Below are 15,428 nucleotides of genomic sequence, written 5' to 3'. Positions count from 1 at the left end.
TCGTGACCCATATTGCTTCAACGGCGCAGATCATGGTGAAGACAGAGTGGTGGCCCTACAGATCCCTCCAGGTTCTGTGGGGCCACCGTCATAACGGGCCATCAAATACCGCCCCCTTTCCGGCACCCGCTGCAGAACACCCCTTCCTCAGACGAAATCAAGCGGTACTCAGCTATTCCACGGATGCCCCGCTCAATTGCTCTCCCCGGCGGGGATCCCCACCCGAGGCTCCGAACTCCCTGCGCGAGTCCCAGACCAGAACAGAATGTGAGCTGTAGATCCCATGTTCTCCTCCCCAGCTCTTCTCCGCGCGGCTCGGTGCCTGGCCCTGGCTAATTTCGTCGCCCTAGGCCTTCTTTTTGCTGCGGCAGGTCTCTACGTCCAAGACTTTCGCGGACTCGATGTCCATGGCGTGGCAGCCGTCGGACTCCACATCACCTCTGGTGCGCTGGCGCTGGCCCTCGTTCTCCGTGCGTGGGGGACCAAGACCGGGCTGATTCCTGCGGTCACCGCGGTGTTGCTGTTCGTTCTGACATTCCTCCAGGCTCTCGTCGGCAGCGCCATGACACTGACTCTCCACTTCAGCGGAGCCTTGGTGATCGCTGCGATGGCCACGTGGCTCATCGCTTGGGCCTTCTCCCGCGAACGTAGCGGCGACGCCCGACGTTCGCCCGAACTTCGTAATCACTATCCAGAAGGAGCACACTCATGAACACCCTCGCGCGAAAGACCAACTGGAGACGATCTCTCCTGGCCCCCGTCGCAGCCGGAAGCTTGCTGCTCCTCTCCGCATGTGGGCAAGGCGCAGACCAAGATCAAGAAGCCCCCGAGACTGAATCGGCAGAGGAGACCGAGAGCACTCAGGAGACCGACACCGATCAGGCAGAGAACGAGAACACCGACACAGATGAGAACCCAACTGAGGACAGCGAAGCGGAAGAGCAGCCGGAACCTTCTGACGATGTCCTGACCATGGATCAAGTAGAGCAGAATGATTCCCCCGACTCGTGCTGGGCAGTCATGGACGGGACCGTCTACGACCTCACAGACTGGATCGAAGATCATCCAGGAGGAGCCGACCGGATCGAAGGACTGTGCGGCACCGACGCAGCAGAAGCCTTCGAAGCTCAGCACGGCGGCGCCGAGCGCCCCGAAGGACAACTCGCGGAATTCGAGATCGGCACCCTTGAGGGCTGATCACCAGACGAGGAAACCAGAAGCGCCACCGCCTTGATCCACAAGATGGACAGTGATCCAGCCACTGCGACGACGACGTTGTGGAAAGTCCGGGCATGACGGTGCTCAGAGAATGCGCAGCTTATGGGGCCCTGCGATGGATACCCACTCAGGTGCCCGCGGGTCGATCGGACTGGTCTTCATCTCGCGGAACTCGGCATCACAGAAGACTGCCCAGCATTCAAACCGGGTGTCCACGCGGCGGGCCCCGCTTCGGCGCCGTATCGGGGGCTCAACGCTGTTCTCCCGCCCCATGAGGGGAAACTTTCGCCATTCGCCTCTTCCGACGTTTGATCTCCAGCGGTAACCTCAACGAGTGAGGGGCCAATTCCGCGCCCCACGGAAAGGAATTACCTCGTGATTATTCTGGGCATCATCCTATTGATCGTGGGAGCCGTCATTGACATCTCCATCCTCTGGACGATCGGCATCATCCTGGTTGTGGCCGGTGCCATCCTCTGGATCTTGGGCTCTCTCGGCCGCGCTGTCGGAGGACGGCGTCACTACTGGTAACCAATGGGCGGGATCGCCCTCGTCGTGTCACAACACGACCCGGAACGGGTGCTTGCACCTGACCAGTCTCCGGTCCCCGACTGCTCGGACCCGCCCAAGTCTGGCTTCTAGACTCATTTGGTCCCGCTGCTGAGTTCGCCGCTGTTGACCAGGTCTTCGGCAAGAACTTGCAGCTTCTTGTTGGAGTGCTGACTGGCCTTGGCCAGCAGGAGAAAAGCCTGATGGCCGGTGATCTTATAGCGCTCCATCAGGATTCCCTTGGCCTGTCCGATCACGTCCCGGCTCTGCACCGCCTCGTGGAGCTGGCTGACCTGCTGGGCGTCGGCGAGGGCAACCGCGGCATGTGAGGCGACGATCAGCCCGACATGCTCAGAGTCATCGTCGAACGCGTCGACCTGACTGGAGTAGAGGTTCAGCGCACCCAGGTTGTCTCCGACCACATAGAGCTGGAAGGCCAACATGCTGCCCACTCCGGCTTCGGTCGCCTTTTCAGCGAAGACGGGCCACCGCGCCTCGGTCGCCATGTCACGCACGCGGATGGTTTGTTCCGAGTAGATCGCCTCGAGGCAAGGACCTTCGGTCAATTCCACCTGCAGATCGTCCAATCGTCTGAGCAGCTCGCTGGAGGGAGCCACAGTTTCGACTTCCTCTCGCCCGGTGACGACGCTCAGGGAGGCCTCTTCGGCACCGGGAATCAGCTCGATGGCGGCGGCCACCACGAGCTCCAGGATCGCCTCCGGGCTCTCCTGGTTGAGAGAACGGACCAGATCACCGAGCTGTGAGGCCAGCTGATGCTCACCAGCGGCACTCCCCTGGTCGTGCCCGGATGGTTGTCCCTGTTTTGCCTCGTTCGGAGTCGGGATTCCTTCTCCGTTATGCATGGTTCCTACCTCTGGATTTCTGCGTTTGGCGCCCAGTCGTGATCTGCTTCATCGCTGTACGACGCTCGGGGAGGCGAGGGGAGCATATCGATCATCTCGTTGGCGGCCTGGGCCAGAATGTCCTGCTGGAACTCGGGCAACGAGTACAAGCTGTGGATGTAAGCATTGAGCTCGTACTCACCGGCCGTGCCGCCCATACTGAAATAATGCAGCCACAGCCTCTTCAGCGGAAGGGCGGAATGGCGCACCGCTCTGCCCAGGTTTTGTCGCTGCGACTCATCCCTCCCAGCCGAGGACGGATGACCGTCAGGCCGTGACGGCTTTGGTGAATTGGAATCCTTCACGACCGATTGCCGCCTTGCCGCCAACCGGCGGCGATGATGCGTTGCGCAGTCTCCCCCATCGTCACGCATTCGGCTCGGGCCACCTGGATCAGATGACGGGTGGCGGCGTTTCTGTCGAACCCATGCTGGTCCATCACGACGCCTTTGGCGATGTTGATCATGTCGCGCTGGCCCATGGCGTTGCTTATGGATTCGCTGAGCTTCACCGGGAGGTCTTTCGCCTGCACATGCGCAAGCAGCGCGGCAGCCGGCCCGGCGAACATCGTCAACAGCCGTGCACTCTCCAGTGTGAAAGCATGTTCCGCGGCGGAATAGACCTTCATCGCACCCACAATGGTCTCCTGGTGCTGCAGCGGCGTGCTCAGCACCGACCGGACCGGCAGCCCGACGACGGCGGCAGACCAGTTCGGCCAGCGGCGATCGGACTCGACGTCATTGACGTTGACGATCATGCGCGACGCCCAAGCACTCAGGCACGGGCCCTCGCCGGTCGCGTACTGGAGATCATCGGCCTCGCGCACCACCCGGTCAGTGCTTCCGGCACTCACCCTGCTGCCGGCGCTGCTGATCAATGACACGCCGGCTCCGATGGCCCTCGGAACAGTTCTCTTGGCTGCCTGGGCGAGGAGTTCAACCGCGTGTTCAACGGTTTCCTCGCTGAGCAGCATGCCATCGACGCGGGCGAACACTAGAAACAGTTCATCACGCGGTAGTTCAGTCGGCATCAAGATCTCCTTCTGGCGGCACCGATGGAGCCCACAACAGGCAGCACCGATAAGAAGTGACGCAATCCTCAGTTCAGCAGGATCCCCACAAGTCAGCGTGGGGTCTTGCTCGCGGGTAGGTCATGGGAACGGGAACTTCTTGTTCTTTCAGACGGGATGGAGATTCTTCTCTCTGCTCGGGGCCGCACCCGTCAGCGAACTTCAGCGAAGGAACGGGCGCCGTTCGTAGGTGTTCTCCGACCGCGGTTCCGAGCGCGAGCCGGAGTCCCACTGCGGGTCCCGAGTTCTCATGGCGGCAGACTCATCCACCACGCACGGCCGCGGAAAACGCGGTGTCGCCAGAGATATCTCTGGAAGACCCTTGGGAACACGGTGTCCAGCGAAATACATCTCCAACGCCGCCAACCCCACGATGATCGGTCCAGACGCCCCGGAGGTGCTGATGACTACTCGGGAAATGTGCTCCATGGGGCACCCTTGTCTGAAGTAACAAGAGCCCGGCTGCTTGAGCTATGGCCGAAGCGTATCCAATGGATCCATCGCCGCCTAGGGCCCAAAGTCCCCCCCTGCTCCATCTGTCCGCTGAGCGGGCATCACGCGTGCGCTGGTTGCACCCGACCACCGAACTGCTTCCCGGTCCCCTGCCCATCGATCATGATGGCTGCCTGACCCAGGACCGCATCCACCTTCCTCCCTCAGGCAACGCGCGACGTTGTTTCCGCGCAGCTGGCGTTTCTCAGATCCAGATCCCAGTCGGGAGCAGCCGCGCGTTCGTATGCGCCGAAGATACTGTGGGTCACAAGCGGCATTCTGGGCTACGGAGGAACTATGGATTTCGACACGATCATTGATTCCATCGGCAAAGCCGTAGATGCCGCTGGAGTGGTTGTGATGGTGGTCGGAATCAGCATCGCCTCTGGACTCGCTGGCTGGAGATACCTTCGCCGGAAGAGCCTCGTCTTCGAGGAGTACCGCCGCTGGGTCGGACGATCTATTCTCCTGGGACTGGAGATCCTCATCGCTGCGGACATCATCCGGACAGTAGCTATCGGGTTCTCCGTGGACGCAATACTCGCGCTCGGTCTCATAGTCCTTATTCGTACGTTCCTGAGTCTCACCCTCCAGCTCGAAATGACCGGACGCTGGCCGTGGCAGACTTCTCACGGGGGCGTGCGAGGAGATAAATGGGGCAACCCCGTCGCTCGGTGTACGTGTGGCGGCGAAAGAAGCAACCCTGGCGCCCGCCCTCAAGATCCCCGCGAGAGTTAGCGGAAGGGCAGGGCCCAGCCGCAGGGTCCTGCACCACCTCGTGGTCTAGTCTGGGCCCATGCCCGGGACACGGCACAACTCTCAGACATGCACGTGATGAGTTTCAGAGCGCACGACTTCGATGATGCGCACGACATCGCTCTGCGACAGCGGTGCCGGCCCTGGAAGACCAGTTCTCTCATGTGGAAGAACACGAGGAGTCGCCCCCGATGAGCGCCCCAGCACAACCCGATATCTCACTGGATCGCCGCTTCGCGGAGGAGTTTCCGGAGCTGTCGATCCCGTGGTCGGCCGAGGTGGCCACCGCCCCGCGGCTGATTGTGCTCAACAGACCCCTGGCTGATCACCTGGGGCTCGATCCCGCAGACCTAGAGAGCCCCGATGGCGTCCGTCTGCTGATCGGCAACCGAGTGCCCCGCGGCGCTGCGCCAGTAGCTCAGGGGTACTCGGGCCACCAGTTCGGGTCATACTCGCCGCGCCTGGGTGACGGCCGCGCGCTGCTGTTGGGCGAGCTCACCGACGTCGGAGGCCAGCTGTGCGATATACATCTCAAAGGATCAGGACGGACTCCCTTCGCCCGCGGCGGTGCCGATGGTCGAGCTGCGCTGGGCCCGATGCTGCGCGAATACGTCATCAGCGAGGCCATGCACGCCCTCGGCATTCCTACCTCACGTTCTCTGGCGGTCCTCGCCACCGGTGACGTCGTGCGGCGCGAGAAGCCGCTGCCAGGAGCGGTGCTCACCCGCGTGGCCAGCAGCCACCTGCGCGTAGGCAGTTTCCAGTACGCCAGTGCCATCGGTGGCAGCGAGTTGGTCCGCCGTCTGGCCGATCATGCCATTGCCCGGCATGCCCCTGTCGCCGCGGACGCTGAGAATCCTCATCTCGCACTGTTCACAGCGGCGGTCTCTGCTCAAGCCCAGCTGGTGGCTCAATGGATGCTGGTCGGCTTTGTCCACGGCGTGATGAACACCGACAATATGGCCATCTCTGGGGAAACCATCGACTACGGCCCCTGCGCATTCGTCGACGCCTACGATCCCGCTGCGGTCTTCAGCTCCATCGATCAGAGCGGCCGCTACGCGTACCGAAATCAGCCCGCGATCGCCGAATGGAACCTCGCCCGATTTGCTGAGACCCTGCTCCCCCTGTTCAACGACGACGACGAGCAGGCCATCGCCCTGGCGCAGGAGGCCCTGGGCGCATTCCGCCGCGAGTACAGCGCTGCCTGGTTTCTTGGCATGAAGACCAAGCTCGGGTTGTCTCAAGACCTGGACGACGAGGTATGCACCCCGGTGGTCGACGACGTGATGACTCTGCTGCAGGAGCAATCGCTCGACTACACCTCGTTCTTCCGAGCACTCAACCACGCTGCCCGCGGCGACGTGAGGCCTGTCCGACAGAAGGCTCGGGATCTGGGGGCACTCGACGCTTGGCTAGATGGTTGGCGCGGCCTCAACCCGAACGCAGAGCAGATGGACAGGGTCAACCCTGTCTACATTCCGCGAAACCACCTGGTAGAGGAAGCCCTTGAAGCGGCAACCGACGGTGACTTGGCACCGTTCCACCAACTCCTAGAGGCCGTGACCGATCCTTACCACGAGCGTGAAAGGTTCGTTCGATACGCCTCTGAAGCGCCCGCGAGCTTTGGCCCCTACCGCACCTTCTGTGGGACCTGAGTTCCCTTCCCGCCACGAACGAACCCTCGAGGCCCGGCATGCATGTGAACCTCTCATTCAGTTCCCGCCTCTGCGCGACGGGAGGACCGCGTGCAGCAGCGGGATGAGGGATGCCGCGATGAGGGCGGAGCCGACGAGGCTGTCGTCGCTTCGCAGCAATGTCCCTGTGACCAGCAGCCCGGTGAACAGAACTGCTGAGATGATCCGCCGACCTACGCGTTCCAGAGCTGTGATCCGCCGATCAAGATCCGGGGTGCGCACCGCGATGCGCCCGGCCTCGATGCCGTCGACTGCTTCCGAGAGCCGTCCCGGCAGCCGGAGCGCCGTAGCCACCGTCGCCACTGCCTGTTGGGCGGCGTCCTGGACCGCAGGTCTGCGTTGATCGCGGATCAGCTGCTCGGCATAGGGCTCGATGGCGTCCCAGAGGTTGAATCTGGAATCCAGTGTGCTGCAGACTCCCGAGATGAGAGACACCGTCCGCAGCATCAGCAGAAAATTCTCTGGCAGTTGGAATGGCAGGGAGCGAACCAGGTCACCGAACTCTTTGGCGAAGTCCCGAAATTCGCGCGGGTCGACCTCCTTCAGCTCTGCGAACCCCATGCCGCCGAATCGGGCGAAGAGCTGTGTCATCGCTCGTTCAAGCTCGGCAGTGTCGGCCGAGGGAAGCAGCACACCCACCTCTTGAATGGCGTCGACCAGCCCTTTGCCGTCACGCGAGGCTGCGGCGATGAACACCCGGCGCAGCCCGTCCCGCAGAGTCTCCGGAATCTCGCCCATCATGCCGAAGTCGATGAAGGTCAAGTGCCAGTGAGGTGACTGTCCCGCCTCTGCGAGGGGATTCCCCTCCGAGGGGGTCGGCGTGACGAAGATGTTCCCGGGATGCGGGTCGGCATGGAAGAACCCGTGGACGAAGATCTGGTCGAACATCACGTTCGCGAATTGTGTGGCGACCTCTGCTGGGTCGATTCCCGCGGCCTTGAGCCTCTCCACATCATTGATCTTGATCGCGGTCACGTCCTGCAGGGTGAGGACCCGTCGCGTGGTGCGTTCCCACATGACGTCAGGAACGGAGACGCGCGGATCCTCGGCGAAGTTCGCGGCGAACCGTTCAGCGTTGGCAGCCTCGTGGAGGTAGTCGATCTCCTCCATGCTGGTCGCGGCGAACTCCTCGACCAGTGCAGGCGCATCCACCCTGTTGCTCACCAGCCGGATCCGGGACAGCCATCGGCTCACCCGTCGCAGTGCGGCCAGATCGACGTCGACGATCTCACCGATGCCGGGACGTTGGATCTTCACGACCGCGGCTGCGAAACCGGCCAACTCGGCGTCCTGCGCCGAAGGTGCGGCGCGATGCGCCTGGCCCAACGAGGCAGCGGCAAGCGGGGTCGGGTCGACGTAGGCGAACGCCTGCTCCAGCGGGACGCCGAGTTCCTTCTCGGCGGCGGTCTGAATGGCAGAGAAGGCGACCGGACTCACCTCGTCCTGCAGCCCCTCCAGCTCTTTGGTGATCTCGGGAGGCAGCACGTCTAGTCGCGAGGAGAGGAACTGGCCGACCTTGATCATCAGCCCGCCGAGGTCCACAGCCAAGACATGGAACCGCTGCGCGAGACGCCGCATTCGTCGAGATCGCCCGACTGCTGCGAGTCGGGCAAGACCGATTCGCGGCAGGAACAGCTCGAACCACCACACCTGGATCAGATGAAGTGCGGCAAACCGGAGAATCCGACGGTACCGGGCGCGCAGCGTCCTGGTCGTTGGGTTCACTCGATTCCCTGGAAGCCGCGGCCCCAGGCGCCACGTGCTGCAGTCACGCCGTTCAGTCCTGAGCAAGGATGGCGTAGAGCTTCCGGCGCACCTGGTCCAGCTCCTGCTCCGCCTGGTGGATCTGTTCGGGGGTTCCGGAACGGCCGACCTGCGCGGCTGCCTGAGCAAGCTCCATGCCGGCCTTGGACAGGGTGCGAACTGCGTGGCCGCGGTGCCCAGGGCCCTGCCACTGCGCAGGCCACTGATCAGCGGCCTCTGCGGCCTCACGGCCTTCTTCGGTCAGTGAGTAGGTCTTGCGTCCACCCTCTGTCTCGGCGTGGATCAGCCCTTCATCCGCCAAGAGCTGCAGGGTGGGATAGACCGAGCCTGGGCTGGGCTTCCAGGCCCCGCCGCTGCGCTGTTCGATCTCGTGGATGATCTGGTAGCCGTGCATGGAGCGCTCGGCCAGCAGAGCAAGGACCGCCGCTCGGACATCGCCGCGGTTCGCTCGCGGAGCCGATTTGTCCTTGAATGCACCACGCAGCTGGTCCATCGCGTCCCAAAGGTCAGCTGGTGGCCCTCCCACCGGTGGCCGACGGTCTCCGAAGATGCCCCGGCCATGTGAGTCGCCTGAAAATGATCCAGTCATAACAGCCTCCTAAGCGCCGCACCCATTGTGGGCCCGATCAGACTTAACGATATATCGGCGAGAAACCTGGCGTGAGGATGTGACGAAACGCGTTCAACGTCGTTTCATCAGCCCAGAGCAGAGTCACCGTAGTGACCTGCTGGCATGAAACCCTCCGCTTCGTCGGTGTCCAGTCCAGTTCTGGAATCGTGAACTTGCGACTGAGCCACTCGACCCTCACCTCGCTACAGGTCTACGAAGGCTCCTCCGGTGTTCGACCCCGGCCTTGCGGCAGCACCGCGTCGTCGAGCAGCTCAAGAATATGTCTGTATGGCTCACCGGTCGCGCGGGTCATCCCGATCTCACACGTGCGATTCGTGGACGCGTGCACCGCGGCACGCACGCTGCGCACCTCCGCAGCCTGCGCCTCGACCGCTGAGGCCGTGAGCTCGGGGTGCAGCATGCCTCGGTCTCCGGCGAATGCGCAGCATCCCCAGTCCTGCGGGGTATACACCTGACCCGCCACAGCGGCTGCCAGTACATCGAGATCAGAGTTCAGTCCAAGCCGTGTAGACGAGCAGGTGGGGTGCAGCATCACAGAGGGCGTCATCGGCGCGGGCAGCAGCTTCCGGGCCTGCAGCGCGGGCAGAAGCCGTTGTGCGGCGAAAGTGACCACGTCCACGACCTCGATGTCTGCGACCGGCTCACCAGACGCCAGCAGGAGCGCCTCGAGACCCTCGGTGCAAGAGCTCGCGTCACTGACGACCGGCAGCCTTCCCGCGTCAGAGGCCTCCCACACCGCGGCGGCGACCTTGCTGCGCATGAGCTCGTACCCCTCAGACAGGCCTTTGGACTTCCACGGTGTCCCGCAGCACAGCGACGGGATCGATTCGGGTGTGCGCACCCGCACTCCGGCCACATCACAGAGCCGCTGAAACGCCTCGCCCACACCGCTGCGTCGCCCATCCGGGTCAGCACCTTCAGCCGCACCGAACAACGTCTGCGTGCAGCTGGGAAACCAGAGCACCTCCGCCTGGGCGTCCTGCCGCACAGGACGAGCCCGCCCTCCGCGCGGCAGGTCATCGGTCCACTGTGGAAACGCCTCCTCGCCGAGGACACGTCGCGCGAGATCAGACGCCACACGCGGCAGAACCGACGGCATGTGGTCAGCCGCCGTCAGAGCCCAAGACCCTGCCCGACTCACGCTCGTCCACTGCCTCGCCGCCGCCTTCCAGACCTTCTGGTCGGGCGCAGACCGGGTCTCAGCGCGCAGGCGCCGCACCAGGTCTCCGGTGTTGATGAATACCGGGCAGGCCGTCTCACACATGCCATCGACGGCGCAGGACTGGACGGCCTCGTACTCATACTCCCGGCGGAGAGTCTGCGCCAGCGCTGCGTCTCCGACTGCCTCGGCCCTTGCGATCTCCCGACGAAGCACAATCCGTTCACGCGGTGTGGTGGTCAGCCGGCGGCTGGGACAGACGGGTTCGCAGTACCCACATTCGACGCACCGATCGACCTCTTCTTCGACCCTCGGCGAGGTCTTGAGATGTTTCAGGTGGGTTCTAGGATCCTGCGTCAGGAGCACTCCAGGGTTGAGCATCTGGTGCGGATCCACGAGGGCCTTGAGCTTCTCCATCACGGCATACAGGTCGTCTCCGACCTGGCGCCGCACGAAGGGGGCCATGATCCGGCCCGTTCCGTGCTCGGCCTTCAGTGTTCCACCGCGCGCCAAGACACACTCGACCATGTCCTCGGTGAACGCCTCGTATCGGTCCAGTTCCTCCGGTGATTCCCCGTCGAAGGTCTCGGTCACCATGAAGTGGATGTTGCCGTCCTTGGCGTGACCGAAGATCACGGCGTCGGCGTAGCCGTATGTGTCGAAGAGTTCGGTCAAAGCCGTACAGGTCTCCCCGAGCCGAGCGACTGGAACCGCGATGTCCTCCAGAAGCGCCGTGGTGCCCGAGGGCCGGTTGCCCGCGACAGCAGCGAACAGACCTTTTCGGGTGTGCCAGAAGGCGGCCCGTCGACCGGCGTCGGTGGTCAGCTGGGCGGGGCGACTCAGGGGAAGCCGTTCCCAGAGCAGCGCCGCAGCCTCGAGCCGGTCTTGAAGCGCCTGCTCATCGGGCTCTTGGAACTCCACCAGCAGCGCACAGTGATCTTCGACCATGAGGCCCCGGATCTCCTCCGGCGACTTCGGATCACGCTGGGAGACTCGCAGACTGGTCGCATCCAGGAGTTCCACCGTGGCAAGCTGCGCCGCCACCAAATCGGGCAGGCTGGCGGTCGCGGCGGCAAGGTCGGGGTAGATGAGCAGCCCCGTGGCCACGTGCGGTCTGATCTCCACCGTGCGGAAGGTCGCCTGCGCAAGGAACGCCAGCGTGCCCTCGCTGCCGACGATCAGATGCTCGAGGATCCGGACCGGGTCGGTGTGGTCCAGGAAGGAGTTCAGACCGTAGCCCATGGTGTTCTTGATCGCATGCAGCGTCCGGATCCGCTCGACGGCGAGCGGGTCGGCTCGCAGCTGGTCGCGCAGCGCACCCAGGCCCTCATGCAGCTCAGGCTCAGCGCGGGCGAGCTGCAGATCAGCGTCGGCAATCGAAGTGTCGACCACGGTGCCGCTGGGCAGCACGAGCACACAGGAGTCGAGGGTCCGGTAGGTGTTGAATTCGATCCCGCACGCCATGCCGGAGGAGTTGTTCGCCACCACTCCCCCGATCGTGCACGCGATCTCACTGGCGGGGTCCGGGCCCAGTTTGCGCCCATATCGCCGCAGTCGAGCGTTGACCTGGCTCAGCACAGCCCCGGGGCCGCAGCGCACCTTGGCGCCGCCGTCGAGCACCTCTATGGAGCCGAAGTGCCTTCGCACATCCACCAGCAGGTTCTCCGTGACGGCCTGTCCGGACAGGCTGGTTCCCCCCGAGCGGAAGGTCACCCCGAGACCCAGGTGTCGAGCTGTCTGGAACAGTCCGGCGACCTCCTCGATGGAGTTCGGCCGCACCACGGCTTGGGGAGTGAGCAGGTAGTGCGAGGCATCATGGGCGGCCCCCAGGCGGTCTGTCGCACGCACCCCGACCTCGCCCACGACGCTTCGCAGCGCGTCGACGAGATCGGCGGGGACCTCCGTCAACGTGGAGCTGCCTCCCCGATGGTCAGCGGACTTGCTCCTGCTGGGGCTCAAATCCGCTGCGCTTTGAGCTCTTCGGCGATGTAGTCGGCCTGACGAATGGCGAGGGCAACGATCGTGAGGGTGGGATTCGCGGCCGCTCCACTGGTGAAGACGGAACCGTCCGAGACGAACAGGTTCTTCACGTCGTGGGAACGTCCCCAACGGTCCACCACCCCATCCTCGGGACGCTCACTCATCCGCGCGGTCCCGAGATTGTGCGTGGAGGGGTACGGCGGTGTCCGGTGCGTAGAGCGTGCCCCTACTGCTGCATAGACCTTCTCGCCCGCGGCGTAGGCATGCTCGCGCATCGCCACGTCGTTCACATGATCGTCGTAATGGACATTGGGGACCGGGAGGCCGTTCTTGTCCTTGAGAGTGGTGTTCAACGTGATCCGGTTGGTCTCCTGTGGCATGTCCTCCCCGACGATCCACATGCCGGCAGAGTTCGTGTAGGCGTCCAAAAGCTTCGCGAAGTCTGGACCCCAGGTGCCGGGCTCGACGAACGCGGCCATGAAGGCCGGGCCCAGCGAGATGGTTTCGAGATAGTAGCCCCCGGCGAAGCCTCGATCAGGGTCGTGCAGCGACTCGTCTCCGATCATGCCCGCCATCGTCTCTCCGCGGTACATGCGCACCGGTTCCTCGAAATGGCCCCAGACCGTGCCTGTCAGATGCCGCATGTAGTTGCGACCCAGCTGCCCGGACGAGTTGCCGAGCCCGTCTGGGAAACTCGGCGTCGCGGAGAGCAGCAGCAGGCGAGGGGTCTCGATGGAGTTGCCCGCCACGCACACGATCTTCGCCGCCTGGCGATGCAGGCTTCCCTCCTCGTCGAGGTACAGCACGGCGTCAGCTCGGCCTTCGGCGTCATGGGTGATCTGCACGGCTTGGGAGTTGGGGCGCAGGTCCAGAAGCCCGGTTGCTTCGGCGCGCGGTATCTCACGGACCAGGGTGGACCACTTGGACCGGTTCTTGTCTCCCTGGAAGTTGAAGCCGTCCTGGATCGACGCCGGACGCCCGTCGTACTCCTCGGCGTTGGTGGCGTAGGGGCCTGTGGCGTAGAACTTATAGCCCACACGCTCGGCACCGTTGGCGAAGACCTTGTAGTTGTTGTTCGCCGGCAGCGGCGGACGGCCATGGACGTGTGTGGAACCCATCGCTTTCTCTGCGCGGTCATAGAAAGGAGCCAGATCTGAGAGCCCGATCGGCCAGTCCAACAGATTGGCGCCATCGACCCGGCCGTACACGCTGCGGGCTTTGAACTCGTGATCCTTGAAGCGTGGAGTCGCGCCAGACCAGTGGGTGGTGGTCCCGCCCACCGCTTTGACGATCCATGCCGGGAGATTGGGGAAGTCACGAGCAACTCGCCAGGACCCTGAGGTGGTCCTGGGATCCAACCATGCCATCTGGTTGAAGGATTCCCACTCGTTGTTCATATATTCGTCATGAGTGAGGTAGGGCCCCGCCTCGAGCACGACCACAGGTATCCCCTTCGAGGTGAGTTCATAGGCAAGGGTGCCTCCGCCGGCACCGGACCCGACGATGACGACTGCTTCCTCGTCATGGGCGACGCTGTAGCCGGTGACGCTTTCTCCGGGTGTGTGATTCTCGGGAACGGATGACATCACTTCTTCACCTCTTCCATATCCGAGCTGGTCGCGCCCGGCTGATTCGTGCTGTCGGTCTTCTGTCCCCCGGCCGCCGGACGCGGAGCCCCGGTCGCACCGGGGGCGATCTCCGGCATGGTCTCCCCCTCGGGAAACTCGACGCGCGGATCTGGCAGCCAGCCGAGATCGTTGAATCCTCGATTGATATATCCGCCCTGGTCGAACGATGCCCCCTCATAGCCGAGGGCTGTCCAGACCTCCGCATCGTCATAGAGGTTCAGCACTGCGGTGCGACGGACGAAGCCGAAGAACTCCGTGCCGTCTACGCGGCGCAGGACCCGCAGCGCAGCGGCATCGTCCAGGCTGCGGAAGTCCCCATCGGACAGCTGATTCAACGAGAGCAGCCCTTGAGTCAGCGCCACGCGGAACCAGGTCTCGTTCTGTGCCTCTGTCAGGATGGTGTCGGCAGTGCGCTCATAGGGTCCGTCCGGCACGCACTGGTGAGGAAAAGCGACGCGCAGCACGCGGATAAGGGTCTGGCGGGCCTCCTCCGTCATCTCGGTCGCGTTGAGCGAGGGGTACTTCGCGGGGAAAACCATCGGATGCTCCTTTGTAGATCAGCCTCGCCGACAGGTCCGCCCGGGGCCCCGTCACGATGGGGTTTCTGTGGAGACCTGCACGCGATCGTCTCGTGATTGTTCTCTAACGGTATGTGATCTGGGACACTGTTCGACAGGTAGGTTCTCACCGGGCGAGAACACCCCGAGCAAGCCCTTCGAGCCCACGATTCCTGAGTCCTGACGAGACGAGGTCCCATGCCAGCCATTGCCGTGATCCACCGAACCTTCGCTGTCCTGGAGGCCGTCGCGGCGTCTGAGAGCGCCACAGCCAAGGAAGTCGCCCAGCGCTTGGAGATCCCGCTCCCCAGCGTCTATCGCCTCCTCAGCGAGCTCGTGGCGACTCAATACCTCGTGCATCTCAAAGAGGACGGACGTTTCGAGCTGGGGCCCAAGTGCTTCGACCTCGGGCTGTCCTTCCGCCAGCGCCTGGTGGCACCCTCCCCCATCCGACAGGCTACGGATGAGCTTCACCGCACCATGGAGACGGCTGCCTACTTCGCGGTCTACCGCGGCTCGGACATAGTGCTCACACACCTCTCCGACTGCGAGAAGCATCCACGGCTGCGCCCTCTGCGATTCGGATTCCATGAGGCCGCGCATGCAACGGCCTTCGGCAAGATCCTCCTCGCTTCGATGCCGCAGGAGGAGAGGAGGTCCTATCTCGATGCACGAGGAATGCCGATCCTGACTCCTCACACGATCGCCCGCCCTGACCTGCTCGATGAACACCTCGACACCGTCTCGATCCGGGGGATCGCGTGGGAGCACGAGGAGTTTCTGCCTAGGACAACCTGCGCAGCCGTACCCGTTCGCGGTGCCAGCGGAGTCAACGTCGGCGCGATCGCTGTCAGCATGTCCGCACGCCGAGCCGCTGGACTGGAACCACAGATCGAAGCTGCTCTGCGCGAATATGCCGGCCGATGCAGTCGGTATATGCGCGCCGGATCGAAGACCGTTCTCACCGGATGAGAGAGCTTCTGGCTCGTCTCGACTGACGCACCACAGACTGTGCTGACCATCACA

13 protein-coding genes are annotated in these 15,428 nt (G+C 63.6%); 5 read left to right on the top strand and 8 right to left on the bottom strand.

Translation table 11 applies throughout. The features are described 5' to 3' along the window. Window positions 1-283: 283 nt before the first annotated feature. Both LTH96_RS11300 and LTH96_RS11295 read left to right on the top strand, forming a co-directional pair. Entirely contained in the window at window positions 284-712 is a 429-nt protein-coding gene (locus LTH96_RS11300) for a hypothetical protein (protein ID WP_241465882.1), read from the top strand. Further along, window positions 709-1,197: a cytochrome b5-like heme/steroid binding domain-containing protein gene (locus LTH96_RS11295; RefSeq protein ID WP_241465880.1), complete on the top strand. Its 489-nt coding sequence runs from the start codon at window positions 709-711 to the stop codon at window positions 1,195-1,197. Before LTH96_RS11300 ends, LTH96_RS11295 begins: the two co-directional genes overlap by 4 nt. Window positions 1,198-1,862: 665 nt before the next feature. Here LTH96_RS11295 and LTH96_RS11290 read toward each other — a convergent pair. The 3 genes from LTH96_RS11290 to LTH96_RS11280 are packed head-to-tail and all read right to left on the bottom strand — an operon-like array spanning window position 1,863 to window position 3,699. Then, a complete protein-coding gene (locus tag LTH96_RS11290) occupies window positions 1,863-2,630 on the bottom strand; it encodes a GAF and ANTAR domain-containing protein (RefSeq protein WP_370644439.1) in 768 nt (255 codons plus the stop codon). 5 nt (window positions 2,631-2,635) lie between these two features. Further along, a complete protein-coding gene (locus LTH96_RS11285; RefSeq protein WP_241465878.1) occupies window positions 2,636-2,974 on the bottom strand; it encodes a hypothetical protein in 339 nt (112 codons plus the stop codon). Then, entirely contained in the window at window positions 2,971-3,699 is a 729-nt protein-coding gene (locus LTH96_RS11280) for a GAF and ANTAR domain-containing protein (RefSeq protein ID WP_241465876.1), read from the bottom strand. Before LTH96_RS11280 ends, LTH96_RS11285 begins: the two co-directional genes overlap by 4 nt. Window positions 3,700-4,527: 828 nt before the next feature. On the opposite strand from LTH96_RS11280, the gene LTH96_RS11275 reads away from it, so the two are divergent. Beyond that, complete coding sequence (locus tag LTH96_RS11275; RefSeq protein ID WP_241465874.1) at window positions 4,528-4,968, top strand: DUF1622 domain-containing protein; 441 nt, start codon at window positions 4,528-4,530, stop codon at window positions 4,966-4,968. A 209-nt stretch (window positions 4,969-5,177) separates the two neighbouring features. Continuing rightward, the gene (locus LTH96_RS11270) at window positions 5,178-6,644 is read left to right on the top strand and encodes a YdiU family protein (protein WP_241465873.1); all 1,467 of its coding nucleotides are present in this window, start codon (window positions 5,178-5,180) and stop codon (window positions 6,642-6,644) included. 57 nt (window positions 6,645-6,701) lie between these two features. On the opposite strand, the gene LTH96_RS11265 is transcribed toward LTH96_RS11270, so the two are convergent. From LTH96_RS11265 to LTH96_RS11245, 5 genes are all read right to left on the bottom strand, one after another. Further along, window positions 6,702-8,408 (bottom strand): AarF/UbiB family protein, encoded by a 1,707-nt coding sequence (locus LTH96_RS11265; protein WP_241465872.1) that lies wholly within the window; start codon window positions 8,406-8,408, stop codon window positions 6,702-6,704. 52 nt (window positions 8,409-8,460) lie between these two features. After that, window positions 8,461-9,036, bottom strand: a complete 576-nt coding sequence (locus LTH96_RS11260; protein ID WP_241465870.1) for a PadR family transcriptional regulator — start codon at window positions 9,034-9,036, stop codon at window positions 8,461-8,463. A gap of 232 nt (window positions 9,037-9,268) precedes the next feature. After that, complete coding sequence (locus LTH96_RS11255; RefSeq protein WP_241465868.1) at window positions 9,269-12,145, bottom strand: FAD-binding and (Fe-S)-binding domain-containing protein; 2,877 nt, start codon at window positions 12,143-12,145, stop codon at window positions 9,269-9,271. A 47-nt stretch (window positions 12,146-12,192) separates the two neighbouring features. Then, entirely contained in the window at window positions 12,193-13,803 is a 1,611-nt protein-coding gene (locus LTH96_RS11250; protein ID WP_241465867.1) for a GMC family oxidoreductase, read from the bottom strand. Next, window positions 13,803-14,384 (bottom strand): hypothetical protein, encoded by a 582-nt coding sequence (locus LTH96_RS11245; protein WP_241465865.1) that lies wholly within the window; start codon window positions 14,382-14,384, stop codon window positions 13,803-13,805. The genes LTH96_RS11250 and LTH96_RS11245 overlap by 1 nt, the downstream gene beginning before the upstream one ends. A gap of 216 nt (window positions 14,385-14,600) precedes the next feature. On the opposite strand from LTH96_RS11245, the gene LTH96_RS11240 reads away from it, so the two are divergent. Then, window positions 14,601-15,374 carry an IclR family transcriptional regulator gene (locus LTH96_RS11240; protein WP_241465864.1) on the top strand — a complete coding sequence of 258 codons (774 nt, stop codon included), beginning with the start codon at window positions 14,601-14,603 and terminating at the stop codon, window positions 15,372-15,374. Window positions 15,375-15,428 lie beyond the last annotated feature (54 nt).

Source organism: Nesterenkonia sp. LB17 (assembly GCF_022565915.1).
GTDB lineage: Bacteria > Actinomycetota > Actinomycetes > Actinomycetales > Micrococcaceae > Nesterenkonia.
This window is presented reverse-complemented; position numbering and strand designations above follow the sequence as displayed.